Origin of the sequence: Amycolatopsis sp. cg9, from assembly GCF_041346945.1 — a bacterium.
Lineage (GTDB): Bacteria > Actinomycetota > Actinomycetes > Mycobacteriales > Pseudonocardiaceae > Amycolatopsis.
The window spans coordinates 4,359,050-4,380,010 of sequence record NZ_CP166850.1 but is presented as its reverse complement, the minus strand read 5'-3'; the positions used below and the strand labels follow the sequence as shown (position 1 = coordinate 4,380,010).

General features: G+C 70.2%; 21 protein-coding genes. 7 read left to right on the top strand and 14 right to left on the bottom strand.

Annotated elements, in window-relative coordinates:
* Nucleotides 1-162: 162 nt before the first annotated feature.
* Together AB5J73_RS21040 and AB5J73_RS21035 are read right to left on the bottom strand one after the other, a co-directional pair.
* Nucleotides 163-738: a DoxX family membrane protein gene (locus tag AB5J73_RS21040; RefSeq protein WP_370971457.1), complete on the bottom strand. Its 576-nt coding sequence runs from the start codon at nucleotides 736-738 to the stop codon at nucleotides 163-165.
* Nucleotides 739-783: 45 nt separating this feature from the next.
* Complete coding sequence (locus AB5J73_RS21035; protein ID WP_370971455.1) at nucleotides 784-1,692, bottom strand: 2-hydroxyacid dehydrogenase; 909 nt, start codon at nucleotides 1,690-1,692, stop codon at nucleotides 784-786.
* Between the two features lie 65 nt (nucleotides 1,693-1,757).
* On the opposite strand from AB5J73_RS21035, the gene AB5J73_RS21030 reads away from it, so the two are divergent.
* Nucleotides 1,758-2,966 (top strand): sorbosone dehydrogenase family protein, encoded by a 1,209-nt coding sequence (locus AB5J73_RS21030; RefSeq protein WP_370971453.1) that lies wholly within the window; start codon nucleotides 1,758-1,760, stop codon nucleotides 2,964-2,966.
* A gap of 27 nt (nucleotides 2,967-2,993) precedes the next feature.
* Here the strand turns inward: AB5J73_RS21030 and AB5J73_RS21025 are convergent, their stop codons facing one another.
* The 8 genes from AB5J73_RS21025 to gatC form a co-directional block, all read right to left on the bottom strand.
* Nucleotides 2,994-4,130: a Gfo/Idh/MocA family protein gene (locus AB5J73_RS21025; RefSeq protein WP_370971451.1), complete on the bottom strand. Its 1,137-nt coding sequence runs from the start codon at nucleotides 4,128-4,130 to the stop codon at nucleotides 2,994-2,996.
* Nucleotides 4,130-4,843, bottom strand: coding sequence for a cupin domain-containing protein (locus AB5J73_RS21020; RefSeq protein ID WP_370971449.1), 714 nt, complete (start codon nucleotides 4,841-4,843; stop codon nucleotides 4,130-4,132). The genes AB5J73_RS21025 and AB5J73_RS21020 overlap by 1 nt, the downstream gene beginning before the upstream one ends.
* Complete coding sequence (locus AB5J73_RS21015; RefSeq protein ID WP_370971448.1) at nucleotides 4,840-5,760, bottom strand: PmoA family protein; 921 nt, start codon at nucleotides 5,758-5,760, stop codon at nucleotides 4,840-4,842. Before AB5J73_RS21015 ends, AB5J73_RS21020 begins: the two co-directional genes overlap by 4 nt.
* Nucleotides 5,757-6,839 carry a Gfo/Idh/MocA family protein gene (locus tag AB5J73_RS21010; RefSeq protein WP_370971446.1) on the bottom strand — a complete coding sequence of 361 codons (1,083 nt, stop codon included), beginning with the start codon at nucleotides 6,837-6,839 and terminating at the stop codon, nucleotides 5,757-5,759. Before AB5J73_RS21010 ends, AB5J73_RS21015 begins: the two co-directional genes overlap by 4 nt.
* A 253-nt stretch (nucleotides 6,840-7,092) precedes the next feature.
* The gene (locus AB5J73_RS21005; RefSeq protein WP_370971444.1) at nucleotides 7,093-7,629 is read right to left on the bottom strand and encodes a hypothetical protein; all 537 of its coding nucleotides are present in this window, start codon (nucleotides 7,627-7,629) and stop codon (nucleotides 7,093-7,095) included.
* Between the two features lie 7 nt (nucleotides 7,630-7,636).
* Nucleotides 7,637-9,142: an Asp-tRNA(Asn)/Glu-tRNA(Gln) amidotransferase subunit GatB gene (gene gatB / locus AB5J73_RS21000; protein WP_370971442.1), complete on the bottom strand. Its 1,506-nt coding sequence runs from the start codon at nucleotides 9,140-9,142 to the stop codon at nucleotides 7,637-7,639.
* Nucleotides 9,139-10,656: an Asp-tRNA(Asn)/Glu-tRNA(Gln) amidotransferase subunit GatA gene (gatA, locus tag AB5J73_RS20995; protein ID WP_370971441.1), complete on the bottom strand. Its 1,518-nt coding sequence runs from the start codon at nucleotides 10,654-10,656 to the stop codon at nucleotides 9,139-9,141. The genes gatB and gatA overlap by 4 nt, the downstream gene beginning before the upstream one ends.
* Entirely contained in the window at nucleotides 10,653-10,952 is a 300-nt protein-coding gene (gene gatC, locus AB5J73_RS20990) for an Asp-tRNA(Asn)/Glu-tRNA(Gln) amidotransferase subunit GatC (protein ID WP_003080804.1), read from the bottom strand. The genes gatA and gatC overlap by 4 nt, the downstream gene beginning before the upstream one ends.
* A gap of 236 nt (nucleotides 10,953-11,188) precedes the next feature.
* Here gatC and AB5J73_RS20985 point away from each other — a divergent pair, with 236 nt between their 5' ends.
* A complete protein-coding gene (locus AB5J73_RS20985) occupies nucleotides 11,189-11,842 on the top strand; it encodes an amino acid-binding protein (protein ID WP_169734881.1) in 654 nt (217 codons plus the stop codon).
* A 65-nt stretch (nucleotides 11,843-11,907) separates the two neighbouring features.
* Here the strand turns inward: AB5J73_RS20985 and AB5J73_RS20980 are convergent, their stop codons facing one another.
* The 4 genes from AB5J73_RS20980 to AB5J73_RS20965 form a co-directional block, all read right to left on the bottom strand.
* On the bottom strand, nucleotides 11,908-12,402 hold the full coding sequence (locus AB5J73_RS20980) for a GNAT family N-acetyltransferase (protein ID WP_370971438.1): 495 nt from the start codon (nucleotides 12,400-12,402) through the stop codon (nucleotides 11,908-11,910).
* On the bottom strand, nucleotides 12,395-14,569 hold the full coding sequence (ligA, locus tag AB5J73_RS20975) for an NAD-dependent DNA ligase LigA (RefSeq protein ID WP_370971436.1): 2,175 nt from the start codon (nucleotides 14,567-14,569) through the stop codon (nucleotides 12,395-12,397). The genes AB5J73_RS20980 and ligA overlap by 8 nt, the downstream gene beginning before the upstream one ends.
* A gap of 11 nt (nucleotides 14,570-14,580) precedes the next feature.
* The gene (locus AB5J73_RS20970) at nucleotides 14,581-15,285 is read right to left on the bottom strand and encodes a hypothetical protein (protein ID WP_370971434.1); all 705 of its coding nucleotides are present in this window, start codon (nucleotides 15,283-15,285) and stop codon (nucleotides 14,581-14,583) included.
* A gap of 83 nt (nucleotides 15,286-15,368) precedes the next feature.
* Nucleotides 15,369-16,406 (bottom strand): methionine synthase, encoded by a 1,038-nt coding sequence (locus AB5J73_RS20965; RefSeq protein ID WP_370973258.1) that lies wholly within the window; start codon nucleotides 16,404-16,406, stop codon nucleotides 15,369-15,371.
* Between the two features lie 134 nt (nucleotides 16,407-16,540).
* Here AB5J73_RS20965 and AB5J73_RS20960 point away from each other — a divergent pair, with 134 nt between their 5' ends.
* The 5 genes from AB5J73_RS20960 (at nucleotide 16,541) to AB5J73_RS20940 (ending at nucleotide 20,959) form a co-directional block, all read left to right on the top strand.
* A complete protein-coding gene (locus tag AB5J73_RS20960; protein ID WP_370971432.1) occupies nucleotides 16,541-17,365 on the top strand; it encodes a phospholipid scramblase-related protein in 825 nt (274 codons plus the stop codon).
* A gap of 104 nt (nucleotides 17,366-17,469) precedes the next feature.
* Nucleotides 17,470-18,513: an MBL fold metallo-hydrolase gene (locus tag AB5J73_RS20955; protein WP_370971430.1), complete on the top strand. Its 1,044-nt coding sequence runs from the start codon at nucleotides 17,470-17,472 to the stop codon at nucleotides 18,511-18,513.
* Between the two features lie 78 nt (nucleotides 18,514-18,591).
* Nucleotides 18,592-18,993, top strand: coding sequence for a GNAT family N-acetyltransferase (locus AB5J73_RS20950; RefSeq protein WP_370971428.1), 402 nt, complete (start codon nucleotides 18,592-18,594; stop codon nucleotides 18,991-18,993).
* Nucleotides 18,994-19,003: 10 nt separating this feature from the next.
* Nucleotides 19,004-19,456, top strand: a complete 453-nt coding sequence (locus tag AB5J73_RS20945) for an N-acetyltransferase family protein (protein WP_370971427.1) — start codon at nucleotides 19,004-19,006, stop codon at nucleotides 19,454-19,456.
* Between the two features lie 303 nt (nucleotides 19,457-19,759).
* Entirely contained in the window at nucleotides 19,760-20,959 is a 1,200-nt protein-coding gene (locus AB5J73_RS20940; protein WP_370973256.1) for a DUF222 domain-containing protein, read from the top strand.
* Nucleotides 20,960-20,961 lie beyond the last annotated feature (2 nt).

Genomic DNA, 20,961 nt, shown 5'->3' with positions numbered 1-20,961 from the left:
CTTCCGGGGCGGCCTTCGCGGCGCCCGAACCACCCCCGCCCGCGAGGGGGACCCCCGGTTTCAACGTTACCGGCGGCCACCGACAATCCCGGGCCGGCGAACCCGGGTTGTCCACAGCCCGCCCCGACTCGGCCGAGTTGTCCCCAGCCGGACCGCGGCGCCCTACCGCGTCAAAACGATGACCACGACGGCCGCCGCGGCGGCCAGCAGCAGCGAAACCAGCCCCAGCGGCAGCGGCCGCTTCCGCCACGGCGTGTTCCGCTCCAGCGAAATCGGCCCGGCCCCGGTGAACAGCAGGCTCAGCGCGGACGCCCCGAGCACCAGCTCGAACTCGAACCCCTGCCCCTGCTGCTCGAAGAACCCGCCGTGGAACTTGGCGTACACCGCGTTCGCCGCCACCCCGAGCAGCGCCGCCGCCGCGAGCGGCGTGAACAGCCCGACGATCACCAGCACGCCGCCGCCGACCTCGGCGATCCCCGTGATCCACGACAGCAGCGTCGTCTGCTTGTGGTAGCCGAACGTCTCCAGCACCCGCGCGAACCCGCCGATGCCCGGCCCGCCGAACAGGCCGAACAGGTGCTGCAGGCCGTGCGCGCCCATGGTCACGCCGAGCGCGAGCCGCAGGATCAGCAGGCCGAGACCGAGCCCGCCCTGGCGCGGGGTGTCGTCACCCCCGTCGTCCTCGACGCCGGACAGGAGGCTGGTGGGCTGCTGCGAAAAATCGTCTCCACTGCTCACGCGCGAAGGGTAGGGGATCCACCCGGGCCTGGCGAGCCGCCGCGCTCAGTACTCGCCGTGCACGAGGTTGTCCGGCAGCTCACCGCCGGCGTACCGGGCGATCTCCGCCGCCGCGACGGCGTACGACCGGCCCCGCACCCCGCGCACGGCCCCGCCGATGTGCGGCGTCAGCAGCAGCCCCGGCACCGTCCACAGCGGGTGCCCGGACGGCGGCGGCTCGGGATCGGTGACGTCGAGCGCGGCGCGCAGCCGTCCCGCGGTCAGTTCGGCGACCAGGGCGCCGGTGTCCACGACCGGGCCGCGCGAGACGTTGACCAGCACGGCGCCGTCGCGCATCTCGGCCAGGAACTCCGCGTCGACCATCCCGCGGGTGCGCGAGGTCAGCGGCACCATCAGCACCACGACGTCGTGCAGCCCGAGCAGCGACGGCAGCTCGCGCACGCCGTGCACGCCCTCCCGCGCGGTCATCCCCACCATGGTGCACCGCGCGTCGAACGGCTCGAGCCGGCGCCGCAGGTGCTGCCCCAGGTCACCGGCGCCGATGACGAGCACGCGCTTGCCCTGCAGCGTGTCGGCCGTCTGCCGCTCCCACCGGCCTTCGCGCTGCCCCGCCGCGAAGACGTCCAGCCCCCGGTACATCGACAGCAGCACCGCGACGACCCACTCGGCGGTGCTCCCGCCGTGCGCGCCGCGGCAGGTGGAGAGCAGGACGCCGTCGGGCACCTTGCCCACCCAGTCCTCGGCGCCGGCGGACAGCAGCTGGATCAGCTTCAGGTTCGGCAGCGTGCGCCAGAGCTCCTCGCCGGGCGGGTGCTTGCCGGGGATGAGGACCTCGGCCTTCGCGGCCTCCGGGGGTACGGGCTCGCCCCACTGGTAGCGCACGGGCAGGACCCGCGGGACCTCGGCGAGCACGGTCATGCCCTCGTCGTCGGGAACCAGCACGGTCAGCGTCATGATCCCCAACGTAAACCAGGAGTACTCACCCATGGTTCACGCGGCGGCCCCTAGGCTGGGGGATCATGCGCACTCGGTACCGGTCGGCCCTGCTGGCGATCCTGGCCTGCGGCGTCCTGCTGCCCGCCGGCTGCGCGCGGTTCGACGACACCGCGGCCGGCCAGTCGTTCAGCCCCGCGCCCGTCCCGAGCCCCGAATCGCCGCCCCAGGTCCAGGGCCCCGGCGCGGATTCGGGCGGCGACGGCAAGCAGGCCCGCCCCGGCCAGTCGGCCACGCCGGTACCGCCGCCCCAGGGCTGCAAGGACTTCGACCCGTCGGTCATCTCGACGTGCCTGGACACCGTCGCCGCGGTGGTCGGCCTGCCGGGCGACGGCTCGACGCCCAGCGCGCTCGCGGGCGAGCGCAAGAGCGGCCGCGTGCTCCTGGCGACGGCGGGCAAGGACGCGACGGACTTCGCCAAGCTCGACGTCCAGGCGGCCGGGGACGGCGGCCTCACCGGGCTCGCGCTCTCGCCGTCGTACGTCGAGGACCAGCTGGTGTTCGCCTACGTGACGACGGCGACGGACAACCGCGTCGTGCGCTTCGCGAAGGGCCAGGCCGCGAAGCCGGTGCTCACCGGCATCCCGAAGGGCGCGTCCGGCAACCGCGGCACGATCGCGACCGACAACCGCGGCGCGCTGCTGGTCGCGACGGGCGACGCGGGCAACCCGAACGCCGCCGCCGACCCGAACTCCCTGGCCGGCAAGGTGCTGCGCATCGACACGTCCGGCAAGGCCGCGGCGGGCAACGCGAACGGGTCGCTCACCGTGGCAGCCGGCCTGCACGCCCCCGGCGGCATCTGCGCCTCCGCCGACGGCGGCCGCGTCTGGATCACCGACCGGCTCGCCGACAAGGACGCCCTCTACCGGCTGCAGGCCGGGCAGCCGCTGGCGGCGCCGGCGTGGACGTGGCCGGACAAGCCGGGCGTCGCGGGCTGCGCCGACTTCGTCGACGCCAACGGCTCGGTCTCGGTCGGCACGTCACTGGCCGGCAACCTGCAGAACCTGCCGGTCACCCCGGAGGGCGCGGTCAGCGGCAAGCCGACGGTCAGCCTCGACGGCAAGACCGGCAAACCCCCGGTGACGTACGGGCGCCTGGCCGGGATGAGCATGATCAACCCCCAGCTCGCGGTGGCCGGCACGGTCAACAAGGACGGCGGCACCCCGGTGTCCAGCGACGACCGCGTCGTGCTGATCACCCCGGCGACCTCCGGCGGCGGCAACGGCAAGGACTGACCGGCCGACGGCCCCTCGCTGCCGGCCCTACGGCTTCAGCTCCACCCGCCGTCCCTCCGCCGACGACGTCAGCCCGGCTTCGGCGAGCTGCAGCCCGCGTGCGGCCGAGAAGAAGTCGTAGCGGTGTTGCCGCCCGGCGACGACGTCCCGGACGAACTCCTCCCACTGCGCCTTGAAGCCGTTGTCGAACTCGCTGTTGTCCGGCACCTCCTGCCACTGGTCGCGGAACGACTCGGTCGCGGGCAGGTCGGGGTTCCACACCGGCTTCGGCGTCGCGGAGCGGTGCTGGACCCGGCACCGCCGCAGCCCGGCGACGGCGCTGCCCTCGGTGCCGTCGACCTGGAACTCGACGAGCTCGTCGCGGAACACCCGCGTGGACCACGACGAGTTGATCTGCGCGACGACCCCGGACTCCAGCTCGAAGATCCCGTACGCGGCGTCGTCCGCCGTGGCCGCGTACGCGTCGCCCCGCTCGTCCCACCTGCGCGGGATGTGCGTTGTCGCTTTCGCGGTCACGGCCTCGACGCGGCCGAAGAGGTTCTCGAGGACGTAGTTCCAGTGGCAGAACATGTCGAGCACGATCCCGCCGCCGTCCTCGGCGCGGTAGTTCCAGCTCGGGCGCTGCGCCTCCTGCCAGTCGCCCTCGAAGACCCAGTAGCCGAACTCGCCGCGCACCGACAGGACCCGCCCGAAGAACCCGCCGTTGACCAGCCGCCGCAGTTTCCGCAGCCCGGGCAGGAACAGCTTGTCGTGCACGACGCCGTGGCAGATCCCGGCGTCGCGCGCGAGTTCGGCCAGCTCCAGCGCCGATGTCAGTTTTTCGGCAAGGGGCTTTTCGGCGTAGACGTGCTTGCCCGCGGCGATGGCCGCCCGCACCGACGGCTCCCGCGCGGATGTCAGCTGCGCGTCGAAGTAGATCCCGACGTCGCCCAGCGCGGAGTCCGGGTCGGTGGTCCACGCGCTCAGGCCGTGCCGCCCCGCGAGGTCCTTGAGCTTCCCGGCGTTGCGCCCGGCGAGGATCGGCTCGAGCTGCACGCGGCTGCCGTCCGGCAGGGCGACGCCGCCCTGGTCCCGGATCGCCAGGACCGACCGGAGCAGGTGCTGCCGGTACCCCATCCGGCCGGTGACCCCGTTGAGCAGCACTCCGATACTGGGCTGGTTCATCACTGCCGGCCTTCCTGGTCGATGTCGTATTCCGCGCGACGTCCGCACATGCCGTAGCCGTCCGGGTTCGAAGGTGCCGCGACCCGGACACCGGACTGTTCGAGGTGACTCCCGTCGCCGCCGGCGAGCGCCGCGAGGTGCGCCCCGGTCAGTTCGGCCGCCCGTAACGCCCCGGCCCGCCAGCGCGGAACCCATTCGCCGATTTTCGGCAAAACGAGCGCGACGGCCGCCCGGTGGAACTCCCGCAACGGCTCCGCGTCGCCGTCCCGCAGCGCCTCCCGCAGCGGCAGGTAGCCACGAATCGCCAGGTCACGGCGTCGTCGAGCGGCCTGGTCGTTTTTCGGCAACGCCGCGGCTTCGGCGTAGGAACCCGGGTCGGCGAGCACGTCGGGCGGGAACGTGAACACGGCGTCCCCCGCCTCGGGCAGCCCGCTGTTCTGCATCAGCACCGTGACGCGCAGCCCGTCTTCCTGGACCATCCGGTGCACGGTCCCCGGCGCGAACCACGCGATCACGCCGGCTCCCAGCGGTGTCTCGTCGTAGCCGCCGACACTCAACGTCTGGACCGCCCCGCGGCCGCCGGTGACGACGTACGCCTCGGTGCAGGCGAGGTGCACGTGCGGGCTGCCACCGCACACCCCATCCTCCGCCGCCCAGTCGTAGGCGCGCAGGTGCGAGACACCGATTCCACCTGGAAGTGGGAACGTGTTCATGACCACCCGTGCCCATCGAGGTAGCGGGTCACCCGATCGCGGTCCCACGCCCCATCGGCGACGACGACCCGGTAGCGGTAGGTGAAGCTCTCCCCTGGCTCCAGCACGAATTCGTCGAAAAACGCCCACGAGAAAGCGACCATCGGCGTCTCCCGCGACCGGACGAACCAGTGCGACTCGTGGATCGCCTGGTCGTTTTCCGGCGAATGGGCGAAGACCAAGGTCGAGTGCGCGTCGACGTCGTCGTGCTCACCGACGAACGCCAGCCACGGCGCCTGCACGCCCATCATGTCCTCGCCACCGAGCTCACCGGGCCCGAGGACGCGCCCCCCGCTGAAGTCGCGCGGCCCCCGCCAGTGCAGCCCGGTGTACCCGGCCCGCTCGCGGCCGGCGGTCGTCGGGCTGCCGAACTCGAGCGGGGTGTCGCGGACGTTGGTCAGCTCGATCCCCCAGTCGAGCGCCCAGGCCCCTTCGTCCGGCTCGACCGAGTGGACGGCGAGCTCGCGCCGCTCCCGCGCCCACTCCTCACCGCCGTTGGCGACCCAGGTGAGCCGTTCGGTGAAGCCGAGCCGGTCGCGCCCGACGGTGAAGGCGGCGAAGTCGTCGTGCCGCATCGAGCCGATGCGGTCGGGCAGGTCCTGGTACCAATCGCCGGGAACGTAGGTGTGGCCGCCCCAGAAGTTCTGCCCGGAGAGGTGGCTGGACGTCATCTGCAGGCCCTTGTGCCACCGGTGGTCGGCGGGCCGGTACCCGCTGACGCCGCGGCCACGGAGGGTCCGCAGCGGGTGGGTGTAGGGCTTGCGGGACTCGAAGGCCACCGGGTCGGGCTTGTACACATAGGACATCAGCTGGACGCCGCCTGCCTCGACGGTCACGCGCTCCCCGTGCCGGTGCGTGACGGTGATCGCCGCGGTCACGCCCGCGCTCCCGCCATGGACCGGTGGAAGGCGTCACCGGGACCGATCTCCCCGCGGCGCACCCCGAGCCCGGTGGCCGCGGACTTGTACAGGGCCGCGACGAGCTCCAGCACCCGCCGCCCGTCGTCCCCGCTGCACGGCGGCCGCCGCCCGGCCCGGTAGGCGGCGAGCACGGGCGCGAACGCGGCGGCGTGCGAGCTGACCACCTCGTCCGGCGGCGCCGACCAGCGGTTCGTCACTTTTTCGACAACGTGCGGCGCGGCGGTGTAGCGCCAGTCCTTGACGCCGTAGCCGTAGAGGTGAGTCAGCTCGACGGTGGCGTTTTCGCAGTCGACCCGGATCCGGCTCACCTCGTCCGGCGACAGGACGCTGTTGACGACGGTCGCGAGCGCCCCCGACTCGAACCGCACGAGCGCGGTGGAGACGTCCTCGGTCTCGACGTCGTGCACCAGCCGCGCGGTCATCGCGCGCACCTCGGCCCAGTCGCCGAGCAGGTGGAGCAGGAGGTCCATCTGGTGGATGCCGTGGCCCATGGCGGGCCCGCCGCCCTCGGATTCCCAGCGCCCGCGCCACGGCACCGCGTAGTAGGCGGCATCGCGGTACCAGGTGGTCTGGCAGTGCGCGACGAGCGGGCGCCCCAGTTCCCCGTCCGCGAGCAGGCGCCGGAAGTGCGCGGCACCGGCCCCGGACCGTTGCTGGAAAACGAACGAAACGTAAGGCCCGCCATCCCCCTCGGCGGCGGCCATCTCGTCGTATTCGGCGAGCGACCGGCACGGCGGCTTCTCACACCAGACCCAGGCCCCGCTCTCGAGCGCCTTCGTGGTCTGCTCGACGTGCAGCCCCGGCGGCGTGCAGACCGAGACGAGATCGGGCTCCTGCTCGGCGAGCAAGGTGTCGAGATCGCCGTAGGGCTTGGCATTCCCGGCCGCGGCACAAAACGCGACCGCCCGAGCTTCATCGACATCGGCGGCGGCCACGATGTCGACGTCGTCGCGGTGCGCCTGGAAGGCGGCCCGATGGCTGTCCGCGATCCCCCCGGCGCCGACAACAGCGACCCGTAAGCGCTTTCCGTGAGTCAACCCAGGTCTCCCTCCTCGGTGACACGCCTCCCAGCGGCCGTCCCCTCAGCCGACCCACCCCTGCCGACCGTTCCAGAAAGCGCTTTCTCACGCAACGGCCGACCAGATGTCAACGTTGTCACGAGGGGTGGGTCAACCGGAACGGACGACAGCCTCAGCGGCCCGTCGGCATCGCGACTTCAACGCCACCAAGGCTTCACGTCCTCAGCGCTGACACCCAGGCCGAGCGCTGCCCCACTCCGGCACCCGTAGTTCAGCGGGTCTTGCTCTTGGGCTCCCGCTTCCGCGGCTGCCGGCTCTCGGCCCGCACCGCGCGGATGTCCAGAAAAGCGACAACAGCGGAAACGACCGCGGCGAACAGCCCGAGGAACCGCCCGAAACCCGCACTGATCGCGATCCCGGCGGCGTCGAAGATGCCGCGCTGGTCGGCGTCGAACTCCCAGTCGATCGTGAACCAGCCGAGCACCATCAGGAGCAGCGACGCCGCGGCGACCACCAGCCACAGGTGCGGCAGGCCGCTGACCCGCACTTTCCGGATTCGCCCGAAAACGACCACGACCAGGCCGGCCAGCACCAGCGGCAGCGGCGGGCACCAGGCGAAGAAGCTCGACTGCCACGCGTTCCGGACGACGTCACTGTGCGGCAAGGACGAGAGGACGACCTCGATGTCCGGCTTGTTGGTGCTCAGCGTGGTCCACGGCAGGAACGTCGACCCCAGCGCGAGCAGCCCGGCCGCCAGGCCGAGCCACTCGCGCCAGGTGACGCTCTTGACGGAAAACGGCGATGTCATGAAACGGTCAGGAGCCGACGCGCTCGACGATCAGTTCCCGGACCCGCTTGGCGTCCGCCTGCCCCTTGGTCGCCTTCATGACCGCACCGACGATCGCCCCGGCCGCGGCGACCTTGCCGCCGCGGATCTTCTCCGCGACGTCCGGCTGGGCCGCCAAGGCCTCGTCGATCGCCGCGAGCAGGGCCGAGTCGTCCGAGACGACCTTCAGCCCGCGCTTGTCGACGACCTCGCGCGGCTCGCCCTCCCCGGCGAGCACGCCCTGGACGACCTCCTTGGCGAGCTTGTTCGTCAGCTCACCGGACGAAACCAGCCCGATGACCTCGGCCAGCTGCTTCGGCGTGATCGGCAGGTCGGCCAGCTCGACCTCGCGGGTGTTCGCTTCCTGCGCGAGGGTGTTGACCCACCAGCCGCGCGCCTCGTCCGGCGACGCACCGGCCTCGACGGTGGCCGCGACGAGGTCGACCGCACCGACGTTCAGCAGGTCACGCAGGGCTTCGTCGGAAAGTGACCATTCCTGCTGGATCCGCTTCCGCCGCTCCGACGGCATCTCCGGCAGCGTGCCGCGCAGCTCCTCGACCCACTCGCGCGACGGCGCGATCGGGACCAGGTCGGGCTCCGGGAAGTACCGGTAGTCCTCCGCGGTCTCCTTCGTCCGGCCCGACGACGTCGTGCCGTCGGCCTCCTGGAAGTGCCGCGTCTCCTGCTTGATCGAACCGCCCTCGGCGAGGATGGCCGCCTGCCGCGTCATCTCGTAGCGAACGGCCCGTTCGACGCTCCGCAGCGAGTTGACGTTCTTCGTCTCGGTACGGGTACCGAACTCGGTCGCGTCCTTCGCCATCAGCGAAACGTTCGCGTCGCACCGCAGGGAGCCCTGGTCCATGCGGACGTCCGACACGTCGAGCGCGCGAAGCAGGTCACGCAACGCGCTCACGTACGCCCGCGCGACCTCGGGGGCCCGTTCGCCGGTGCCCTCGATCGGCTTGGTGACGATTTCGATCAGCGGAACGCCGGCCCGGTTGTAGTCGAGCAGCGAGTGCTCGGCACCGTGGATCCGGCCGGTGGCGCCCCCGACGTGCAGCGACTTCCCGGTGTCCTCTTCCATGTGCGCGCGCTCGATCTCCACGCGGACGACCTCACCGTCGTCGAGCGTGACGTCGAGGTAGCCGTTGAAGGCGATCGGCTCGTCGTACTGCGACGTCTGGAAGTTCTTCGGCATGTCCGGGTAGAAGTAGTTCTTCCGGGCGAACCGGCACCACTCGGCGATCTCGCAGTTCAGCGCGAGACCGATCCGGATCGCGCCCTCGACGGCCTTGCCGTTGACGACCGGCAGCGCGCCCGGCAGGCCCAGGCAGGTCGGGCACACCTTCGTGTTCGGCTCGCCGCCGAACTCGTTGGCGCAGCCGCAGAACATCTTCGTGTTCGTGCTGAGCTCGACGTGCACCTCGAGCCCGAGCACGGGGTTGAACCGCTCGATGACGTCGGCGTAGTCCATCAACTCGGCCACGGCAGTCACTTCGTTCCTCCCAGCTCCGGGACCTTGTGGATGAGCGCCCCGCCGGCGGCGGCGTCGCGAGCGGCTTCGTAGGCGGCGCCGACCCGGTAGAGCCGGTCGTCGGCGAGCGCCGGGGCCATGATCTGCAGGCCGACCGGCAGGCCGTCCTCGTCGGACAGCCCGCTCGGCACGCTCATGGCGGCGTTGCCGGCGAGGTTCGACGGGATCGTGCACAGGTCCGCGAGGTACATCGCCATCGGGTCGTCCACGCGCTCGCCGATCTTGAACGCCGTGGTCGGCGTCGTGGGCGAAACGAGGACATCGACCTTCTCGAACGCGGCCGCGAAGTCACGCGTGATCAGCGTGCGCACCTTCTGCGCCGAGCCGTAGTAGGCGTCGTAGTAGCCGGACGACAACGCGTAGGTGCCCAGCATGATGCGCCGCTTGACCTCGGCGCCGAAGCCCTTCTCGCGAGTCAGCGACATGACCTCTTCGGCGCTGTGCGTGCCGTCGTCGGCGACGCGCAGGCCGTAGCGCATGGCGTCGAACCGGGCGAGGTTCGACGAGCACTCGCTCGGCGCGATCAGGTAGTACGCGGGCAGCGCGTAGACGAAATGCGGACACGAGACCTCGACGACCTCGGCGCCCAGCGCACGCAGCTGCTCGACGGCGGCCTGGAACGACCGCTCCACGCCCGGCTGGTAGCCGTCGCCGCCGAACTCCTTCACGACGCCGACCTTGACGCCCTTGAGGTCACCCGTCATGCCCTGCCGGGCGGCGGCGACCACCGGCGGCACCGGCGCGTCGATGGAGGTCGAGTCCAGCGGGTCGTGCCCGGCGATGACCTCGTGCAGCAGCGCCGCGTCGAGCACCGTCCGCGCACAGGGCCCGGCCTGGTCGAGCGACGACGAAAACGCGACGAGCCCGTAGCGCGACACGCCGCCGTAGGTCGGCTTCACGCCGACGGTGCCGGTGACGGACCCGGGCTGCCGGATCGAGCCGCCGGTGTCGGTTCCGATGGCGATGGCCGCCTCGAAAGCCGCGATCGACGCAGACGAGCCACCACCCGACCCGCCCGGGATGCGGGCGTGGTCCCACGGGTTGTGCGTCGGGCCGTAGGCCGAGTTCTCCGTCGACGACCCCATGGCGAACTCGTCCATGTTGGTCTTGCCGAGGATGACGACACCGGCCTCGCGCAGCTTGCGCGTCACGGTCGCGTCGTACGGCGGGATCCAGCCTTCGAGCGTTTTCGAACCACAGGTCGTCGGCACACCCTGGGTGGTCAGGACGTCCTTGAGCGCGAGCGGCACACCGGCCAGCGACGACGCCGGCGCCTTCCCCTCGGCGATGCCCTCGTCGACGGCCTTGGCCGCGGCCAGCGCGCCCTCGGTGTCGACGTGCAGGAACGCGTGGATGTGGTCGTCGACCTCGGCGATCCGGTCCAGGTGAGCCTGCGTGACCTCGACCGCGGACACCTCACGCGAGTGGATCTTCTCCGCCAGCTCCGCGGCGGTCAGCTTGATGAGCTCGGTCACTGCTCTTCCCCCAGAATCCGCGGCACCCGAAAACGCCCGTCCTCGGCGGCCGGCGCACCGGCCAGCGCCTGCTGCTGCGTGAGCCCGGGAACGACGACGTCCTGCCGGAAGACGTTCGTCAGCGGCACGGCGTGCGAGGTGGGCGGCACGTCGTCGGCGGCGACCTCGCTCACCTTGGCCACCGAGTCCAGGATCTGGTCGAGCTGGCCGGCGAAGACGTCGAGCTCGTCGTCGGTCACGGCCAGCCTGGCCAGCTTCGCGAGGTGCGCGACCTCGTCTCGGGAAATGTTGGGCACGCGGGTGACTCCCGGGTTGTGCTGTGCGGGTTGTCTCGGAAGCTGCAAGTCTATGGTGACGGCGTGGGCGGACTCGACTGGGTTACGCCCGGCGCAGGCCGGGTGCCGTCCGGCGACGCTCGCGTCCCGCCCGCCGGACAGCAGGTCCCGCGAGCCGGGCGGGTCTGTCACAATCGGCGACCGGCATCGAGCGTCCCACGGCAAGGCTGGGACGCCAGAGGTGAGAGGGGCGCGTGGTGTCGTTCCTGATCCGGGTCCTCCTTCCGGACAGCCCGGGGACCCTCGGCGCGGTCGCCACGGCGCTCGGCACGGTAGGCGCCGACATCCTCAGCGTGGACGTCGTCGAACGCGGCACCGGAGTGGCCGTGGACGACCTGGTCGTCGAGCTGCCGTCGGGCCGCCTGCCCGACGCGCTGATCACGGCGGCGGAAAGCGTCGAAGGCGTCGAAGTGGACGCCGTCCGGCCCTACGCGGGTGTCCTGGACACCCATCGCGAGCTCGAGCTGGTCGAAGAGATCGCCGCGCAACCGAAGTCGGGCCTCGACATCCTGGCCGAGGGCGTACCCCGCATCGTGCGCGCCGGCTGGGCGATGGTCGTCGAGCACGCCGAAACCGGCGCGGTCCGGCTGGCGTCGTCGAGCGCCGCCCCGGAGACGCCCATCACCGACCTGCCCTGGCTGCCGCTGGAGCGCGCGACGGTCCTCGACGGCGAAGAGGCCTGGATCCCGGAGACGTGGAAGGAGCTCGGCACCGAGCTGGCCGCCACGCCGCTCGGCAAGCCGGGCAAGGCGCTGCTGGTCGCCCGCCCGGGCGGCCCCGCCTTCCGGGCCGCCGAAGTCGCCCGGCTGGCTCACCTCGCGGGCATCGTCGCGGTCGTCCTCGACGGCTGACCCCGGAGCGGATCGACGAAGGGACGAGCCCGCGTGGGCTCGTCCCTTTTTCGACCAATCCCAGGTCAGACGTCGATTTGGTAGGCGATCAGGCTGATGTGCGGAAACGGCCGCCAGTCCCGCTCGGGCAGGCGCGTGAACCCGAGCCGCTCGTAGAGCCGATGCGCGCTGCGCATGCCCTCGAGGCTGCTCAGCACGACCCTCGGGATACCCAGCGTCCGGGCACGGTCGAGCACAGCCTTCGTCAGCGCCTCACCGATGCCCCGGCCCCGCGCCGACGGCGCCACCGCCAGCATCCGGAACTCCAGCTCGCCCGGACGCGAAATCTCGGCGAGCCCGGACCCCGGGAGCACGACGGTCACCGTCCCGAGCACCTCCCCCGCGCCATCGACGGCGACGAGGACCTCGGCCTGCTCGGCCCGCCGCGCGACGTCACGCAGCACGGCGTCGTACCCGACGTCGCCGGCCAGGTGACCATCGACGTCGTAAGCGCGCACCGTGACCTCGCCCGCCGCGGCGTACTCCTCGGACCGCGGCGGCCGGATTTCGACGTCACCCATCCGTCTCCCCGGACTCGTCGGTCTCGTCCCCGGCCGGCAGCGCCACCTCCTGCGCCGCCTCGGGCCCCCGCTCCAAGAGGACGCGGAAGCCGGCTTCGTCGAGCACCGGCACCTTGAGCTGAACCGCCTTGTCGTATTTCGAACCAGGCGAATCCCCGACGACGACGAACGCGGTCTTCTTCGAAACCGACCCGGCGGCCTTGCCACCACGGGCCATGATGACCTCTTTGGCCTCGTCGCGGGAGAAGCCGTCGAGCGAGCCCGTCACCACGATCGAAAGCCCTTCGAGGTTGCGCGGGATCGACTCGTCGCGCTCCTCTGCCATCCGCACGCCGGCGCGTCGCCATTTTTCGACGATCTCGCGGTGCCAGCCGACCTCGAACCACTCCTGCGTCGCGCGGGCGATGGTCGGACCCACCCCGTCGACGTCGGCCAGCTCTTCCTCGGTGGCCTCTTCGATGCGCTCGATCGACCCGAATTCGCGGGCCAGTGCCTGCGCCGCGGTCGGCCCGACGTGCCGGATCGACAGCGCGACCAGCACCTTCCACAACGGCCGGTCCTTCGCCGCGTCGAGGTTGGCGATCAGCTTCCGCGCGTTCGCCGACAACTCGCCGGCCTTCGTGCGGAACAGCTCGACCTCGGCGAGGCTCTCCTCGTTCAAATCGAAGACATCACCCTCGTCGGCGACCACCCGGGCGTCGAGCAGGGCGACCGCCGCCTCGTACCCCAGGACCTCGATGTCGAAGGCGCCGCGCCCGGCCAGGTGGAAGAGCCGCTCCCGCAGCTGCGCGGGACAGAACCGCGTGTTCGGGCAGCGGATGTCCTTGTCGCCTTCCTTCTGGTAGGCGAGCTCGGTACCGCATTCCGGGCAGTGGGTCGGCATGACGAACTCGCGCTCGTCACCCGTGCGCGCGTCCACCACCGGCCCGAGCACCTCGGGGATGACGTCGCCGGCCTTCCGGATGACGATCCGGTCGCCGATCAGCACGCCCTTGCGTTTGACCTCTTCGGCGTTGTGCAGGGTCGCCCTGGCCACGGTCGACCCGGCGACCTTGACCGGCTCGGTGACCGCGAACGGCGTCACCCGCCCGGTCCGCCCGACGCCGACCTGGATGTCCAGCAGCGTGGTGATGGCCTCTTCCGGCGGGTACTTGTACGCGATCGCCCACCGCGGCGCGCGCGACGTCGTGCCCAGCCGTCGCTGCAGCGCCACCTGGTCGACCTTGATGACCACGCCGTCGATCTCGTGCTCGGCGTCGTGCCGGTGCTCGCCCCAGTAGACGATGTGTTCGGTGAGTTCCTCGGCCGTCGACAGGACCTTGCTGTGCGGCGACACGGGCAGGCCCCACGCCGCCAGCGCGTCGTACGCCTCCGACTGGCGCTGCGGTTCGAAGCCCTCGCGCTTGCCGAGCCCGTGGCAGATCAGCCGCAGCCGCCGCTCACGGGTGATTTTGGGGTCCTTCTGCCGCAGCGAGCCGGCCGCGGTGTTGCGCGGATTCGCGTACGGCGGCTTACCCGCTTCGACCATCTTCGCGTTGAGCTCGAGGAAGTCCTCGACGCGGAAGTAGACCTCGCCGCGCACCTCTACCAGCGCGGGCACGGGGAACTGATCGGTGCCGGTCAGCGTCTCCGGGACCTGGTCGAGCGTGCGGACGTTGAGCGTGACGTCCTCACCGGTCCGGCCGTCACCCCGGGTGAGCGCGCGGGTGAGGTGGCCGTTCTCGTACAGCAGGTTGATCGCCAGGCCGTCGATCTTCAGCTCGGCGAGGAATTCGGTGCGCCCGACCTCCTTCTCGACGCGTTCCACCCAGGCGAGGAACTCGTCCCGGTCGAACACGTTGTCCAGGCTGAGCATCCGCTCGAGGTGGTCGTACGCGGTGAATTCGGTCGAGAACGTGCCACCGACCCGCTGGCTCGGCGAATCGGGCGTGACCAGCGCCGGATGCGCTTCCTCGAGCTGCTGCAGCTCGCCCAGCAGCTCGTCGAACTGCCCGTCGGAGATGATCGGCGAGTCCAGGACGTAGTACCGGAACTGGTGGTTGCGCAGTTCCTCGGCGAGGGCGCTGTGCCGCTCACGCACGGCGGCCGGGACGTCGGTGACGTCCTCGGCGGCCGCCGGAGCGTCGACCGCCGCGATCTGGTCCTGGGGGAGTTCGGTGCTGCTCACGGGTGGTAACCCTAGCCGGAGGTACCGACATTTTCGTCCGGCCCACTGGCCAGCCCGCGGACCAGTTCACGGAACTCCAGAAGGGTGATCGCCCCGGCCGGCTCGACCTCCGCGGTCTCGACGCGCCGTAGTCGTTCGGCGGCGAGCCGTTCACCCAGTGTGGCGTCGAGGGGCAGGAAGGTCATGGTCCGCCGGGTGACGTCGTCGAGGTCGCCGAACCCCGGGTGGTAGACGGCGACATCGACCACGCGCTCGTCTTCGTCCACCTGCGCGACGATCCGGACCTCGGCCAGCGCGATCCGGCGCTCGCCGAGGTTCACCGTGACCTCGGTCGGATCGGGCACCGGCGGGACCGAGTCGTGGTACTCCCAGATCGCATCATCCGGCGGCGCGGCGGCCCGCCACGCGTCGGTGAACGGCCGGACCTCCGGATCCTCCTGACCGGTGACGACCAGGGCGTAGATCGCCTGGCGACCACGCTCCAGCGAGAAGTGCAGCCGTGGGTGCAGCGCCTCGACGAGCTGGCAGAGCTCGTGCTCCACCCGGTGCGGTTCACCCTCGCCCAGAGCCGCGCTGACCAGCGGAAGCAGCTCGAACCACCCCTGCCAGAACGCCTCCGCGGCAGCCGCCGGGTCCTCCGGCACGTGCTGCTCGGGCCACGCGGTGCGGGGATCGGGCGGGTCGGCGACGGTGTTCTTGCGGCGAAACAGGCGCATGGTTGCGGATGGTCCTCGTTCGGTCGGCTACCCGACACGCTACTGGCCGAGCGGAGCGGACGTCGGCGAGTCGCCGGATTCCGTCACCAGCCTTCCGGCGGCTCCACGAAGGCTTTGCCGAGATCGCGCGTCAGCGAGAGGGCCCGGCGCATCCATTCCGGCGTCGCACCGGCGAGGCCGCAAGCGGGTGTCGGCACGGCACGTTCCGCGAGGACGCTGCGGTTGAAGCCGAGCCGGTCGGCCAGCCGGAACGCCGGCTCGCCGACATCCTTGAGGCTCAGCGGGGACGTGGGTGCCGTGGTGGGGACCGCTCCCAGGAACAGCGTCGCCCCGCCGTCCCACACCTCGCCGATCTCGTCCAGGAAGGCCGCGGACGCACCATCGAGTGCGGCGAGGTCGAAGGCCAGCGCGTCCGCACCGGCCTCGCGCAGCAGGCCGAGCGGCGGTTTCCCGGCACAACAGTGCACGATCACCGGCCGGCCGGTGATCCGCCGGGCGCCCTCGATCACGGTGGCGAGCAGGTCACGGGCCTCGGGCTCCGGCACCGCCGGGACGTTCCCGTAGCCGGACGGTGTCGACAGGCCGCCGCCGAGCACCGCGGGCAACGACGGCTCGTCGAACTGGACCACCACCGGCGCCCCGCTCCTGGCTTGCACCTCCGCGACATGGCTCGCGAGCCCGTCGAGCAGGGAAGACGTGAAATCCCGCAAGGCGCCGTGATCAGTGAGCACCCGGTGCCCCCTCGGCAGCTCAATCCCGGCACCGAGCGTCCACGGGCCGGCGACCTGGACCTTGAAGACCGGCGGGGTGGCCCCGGCCTTCTCACGCGCCTCCTGCACGGCGTCGAGATCCCAGCGAAGCAGATCGACCGCACGACGATGCTCGTGACCGGGCCGGGTCGCGACGCGATAGCCGCTCGGAACCACGTCGATGGCCAAGTCGACCAGCAGGGCGGCGGTCCGGCCGAGCAAGTCCGCCCCGACACCGCGGGCAGGCAGCTCGGGCAGATGCGGGAAGTCGGGCAGCTCGCCGAACACGACCGCTGCCGCTTCCGCGGGATCCGTGCCCGGCATCGAACCGATCGCCGTCGCGGCACCCATGGGCCAAAGTCGCTCAGTCACGACCACCGATTCTGGTCGACCACCCACCGGCGGCGCCGACCGGGCTGCCTCGACAGCCGGCGTCGATGCGGACATTCGACGCATTTCCAGCTACCACCGCCACAAGCAGGTCCGCGCGGATAGGCTCATCGGCCATGACGAGTTCGCCACCGCAGCCGGGCTGGTATCCCGACGCGCGGGACCCCCGTCTGCACCGATGGTGGGACGGCCAGGCCTGGACCGCCAACACCCGGCCCGCCCACCAGGCGCCACCGCCGAGCGACTCAACGCCGATCGAGCTGGACATCGAACGCGGCCACGACCCCACTCGGATCCAGGACCAGGTCACCCGTGCAACGCGCGGCCGCGGTGCGGCACGCAACGGCGGCGGAACCCTGTTCACCGAACCCGTGCTGGTGGTGAACCAACGCGCGAAGCTGATCGAAATGGCCAACGAGTTCGGCGTCTTCGACCAGAACGGCAACCGCCTCGGCGGCGTCGTGGAGGTCGGCCAGAGCACGCTGAAGAAGGCGATCCGGCTCCTGACCAAGTACGACCAGTTCTTGACCCACAAGTTCGAGGTCCGCGACGCCAACCACAGCACCGTGCTGAAGGTGACCCGGCCCGCGAAGGTGTTCAAGTCGCGATTCCTGGTCACACGGGCCGACGAGACCCCGATCGGCGAGATCGTGCAGGAGAACGTCTTCGGGAAGATCCGGTTCGGCTTCATCGTCGACGGTCGTTCGGTCGGCGGGATCTTCGCCGAAAACTGGCGAGCTTGGAACTTCTCGATCCGCGACCACGCCGGCACCGAGGTCGCCCGGGTGACGAAGACGTGGGGCGGTTTCATCAAGGCCGCGTTCACGACGGCTGACAACTACGTCGTGGAGATCCCCCACCCCTTGCCGGATCCGCTCGCCAGCATGGTCGTCGCCGCGGCGCTCACGATCGACACCGCGCTGAAGCAGGACACCGACTGATCGAGTGACCGGTGTCTCATCTTCTCCAGGTGGACAGCGGGCCCGGCACGGCTCAATGTGAAGAAGGGCCGGGACGCCGCAGTCTCGCCGGGACGGAGGTCACCGTGGAACCGTTGCCGGAAAACAGCGACCGGAACTGGACCGAGCCCGGGATCTACGAGGTCTCGGCTGGTGTCTACCGGATCCCGTTGCCGCTGCCGAACGACGGTCTGCGCGCGGTCAACGTGTACGCGGTCACCGATGGCGAGAAGCTCGTGCTTGTCGATTCGGGTTGGGCGCTGAACGTGGCCCGGCAACAGCTTGCTGATTCCCTCGGCGGCATCGGCGCGGAACTCGCTGACGTGAGCGAATTCCTGGTCACCCACGTGCACCGGGACCACTATTCGCAGGCCGTGGTCCTCCGTCGTGAATTCGGCTCGAAGATCGCCCTCGGCCAGGACGAAGAACCGTCGCTCAAGGCATCAGGCAATCCCGACCGGTTGCCGATGGAGGCCCAGGTCGATCTCCTGTTCCAAGCCGGCGCCGGCGAAGTCGTAGAAGCGCTCGCCCGGGAGTTCGGCACGAACCGGCGTCACACGGAGGCCGACCTCTGGGAGGCGCCCGACGAGTGGCTGACACCGGGCCGTCGGCCGATCCTTCCCGGACGCGAGTTCGACGTCGTCGCCACGCCCGGGCATACGGCCGGGCACGTGGTCTTCGTCGACGACACCGCCGAACTTTTGTTCTCCGGCGACCACGTGCTGCCGCACATCACGCCCTCGATCGGGTTCCAGCCTGTGCCCGCCGAGTTGCCGCTCAACGACTTCATCGGTTCCCTCCGCCTGGTGCGCGCCATGCCGGACCGCCGCATGCTGCCGGCGCACGGCCCTGTGTCCGACAGCGTGCACACACGAGTCGACGAACTGCTTGAGCACCATCGGCAGCGCCTCGAGACGATGGGATCGCAGATCGCGGCCGGCGCTACCACCGCCAATGAAGCCGCGCACCGGGTCGGCTGGACCCGCCGGAACCGCAAGCTGTCCGAAATGGACTCGTTCAACCGGATGCTCGCGGTGCTGGAAACCGCCGCCCACCTCGACCTGCTGGCGTCGCAAGGAAAACTGAACACGCAGACCGTCGACGGCGTTCGGCACTACACGGTCGCTTGATGATCGCGTAGGGAGCACCGGGAGTAGCCGCCCCGTAACAGGGACAACCATCATTGGGCGTCCTGCATACTGGGTGAAATGGATGTCATCAGACGCGCCCGAACCACGGACATCGAGGCGCTTGAGCGCCTGTTCGGCGCGCCGGGTGATCCGTTGGCGGCCACACTCCGTGAGCTCATGAACACCCCTCATGTCGCGCTGGTCGTGGCCGAAGACGACAACGGCGTCGTGGGTACCGCACAGCTGACGGTGCTTCGAGGACTCTCATGGAACGGCGCGACCCGCGGCCTGCTCGAGGGTATCCGCGCCGCCCGACGCGGCGTGACGAGCGCGCTCCTGACCTGGGGTATCGATGAAGCCCGCCGCCGCGGCTGCGCGCGTGTCCACCTGGATTCCGGACTCACGCGTGGCGATCTGCGGGAGTTCTACGCACGCTTCGGTTTCGAGTACAGCTATCAAGGGTTCACCCGCGCGCTGTGATACTGGCGCCGTGACCGAATACGTGATTCGCAGGGCACGGCGTGAGGACATCGGTGCAATCGTGCGCATGCTGGCGGACGACCAGCTGGGCGCTACCCGAGACGACCCTGACGACCTCGATCCCTATCTGCATGCCTTCGATGAAATCGTCAGGGATCCCAACCAACTGCTGATTGTCGTCGCGTCCGATGACGAGCCGGTCGGAACGCTGCAACTGACGATCATTCCCGGCCTGGCCCGGCGAGGCGCGCTCCGCGGTCAGATCGAGGCCGTACGGATCCACGCGGACCACCGTGGCTCCGGACTCGGCGCCGACCTCATGCACTGGGCGATCGCCGAGTCGCGGCGGCGCGGATGCGCACTCGTGCAGCTCACGTCCGACACGTCCAGGACGGACGCGCATCGCTTCTATGAACGGCTCGGCTTCACACCGAGCCACACGGGATTCAAGCTCAAGCTTTGAGCTGCACCACCCACCGCGACCGAACTCAATTTTGTCCACTTCGGACACCAAGTCACTCAAGTCCACCTCCTGCACGTCGGGACACGGACGTCCGCGCACGCGAACCATTCCGAATTAATTGCACTACGTCAAGCCGTGAAGGGCGCGAAAGGACCGTTCGCGCCCTCTCGCCACCCTTTTTCGCGAATCTCGATGACTTTTGTTGCGAGCCGTCGTACGGTCGGCCCCATGGCACCTTCACAACCAGTACACAAGCTCGTCCCTGCGACTGACTCCACGAGCAAGGACGACAGACCACCCATGATGCTGCGCTCGGTCCGATGTGACCCGGATTCGTTGCAGCGCATGAAAGATGACCAAGTCGTCGCCCTCATCCGCGATACCGATGCGGAAATCTCCAAGCTGCAAGCCGTTCAGCTGAGAGCGATCGCAGATCTGAGCGTGCGCCGGAGACAGGAGCCCAGCGCAGCTTCGGAAGTAGCACTTGCGCTGTCGATAACCGAACATCGCGCCAGAGCCATCGTTTCGGCCGCCAGCGCACTGATCGTCCGGTTCCCCCGGATGCTGAACCTCATGGACGACGGCAGACTCGACCTCTACCGCGCCATGAAGGTCACCGACGCGACGGCGTGGCTATCCCAAGAACACGTTGGCGCCGTCGATGCGACGCTCGAGGACCGAGTCCCGGGAAAGAACGCCACCCAGGTCCGGCGAGCGGCAACCTACGCGGCCGCGCAAGCCGACCCGGAAGGTGCAGCCCTCCGCACTGAGCAAAAACTGGTCGAGCGGCGATTCGTACTGCACCACCAGGACACCGGCGTGACCCACATTTCAGTCAACAACGCTCCCATCGAGAAGGCGACCGCTGCGTACGCGCGCATCGATCGGGCCGCTCGAGCACTGAAGACTCCGCAAGAGGCGCGCACCCTGGATCAGCTCCGCGCGGATGTGGCCATGGATCTGCTGCTCAGCGGCGCGGGTGGCCCGAGCGAGCGCACCGAGGTCTTCCTGCACATCGACCTGGACACCTACCTCGGCCTCAGCGAGACGCCAGCGGCTCTGGCAGGCCGCGGGCCCATCGCCGCCGCGGTGGCCCGCAACATCATCGGCGGACCCAACACGGCATTGCGACGGGTTCTCACCGACCCGCGCACCGGTCAGGCGCTCGAACTTTCTCCGACCCGTTATCCCCTTCACCACGACGAGTTCATCCGGGTCCGCGACCAGGAATGCCGGCAGCCGGGGTGTACCCGTCCGGCACAGAACTGCGGGATCGAAGCGACGCGTCCCGGGGGCGGGGCCGAAGGAACGGCGGATCAGCCTGTCACCTATTGCGCACGACACCGTAGGCTGAAGAGGCAACCCGGCTGGGACTACGAAGTCACCTCGGACGGCACCGTGAACGTCGCGACGCCGGCGGGGCAGGTGCATTCGACGACGCCACCGTCGATCCAGCCGGACCGGCGACGAGGCAATCGAAGCCGAAGGAAGACTCGGAAGTGATG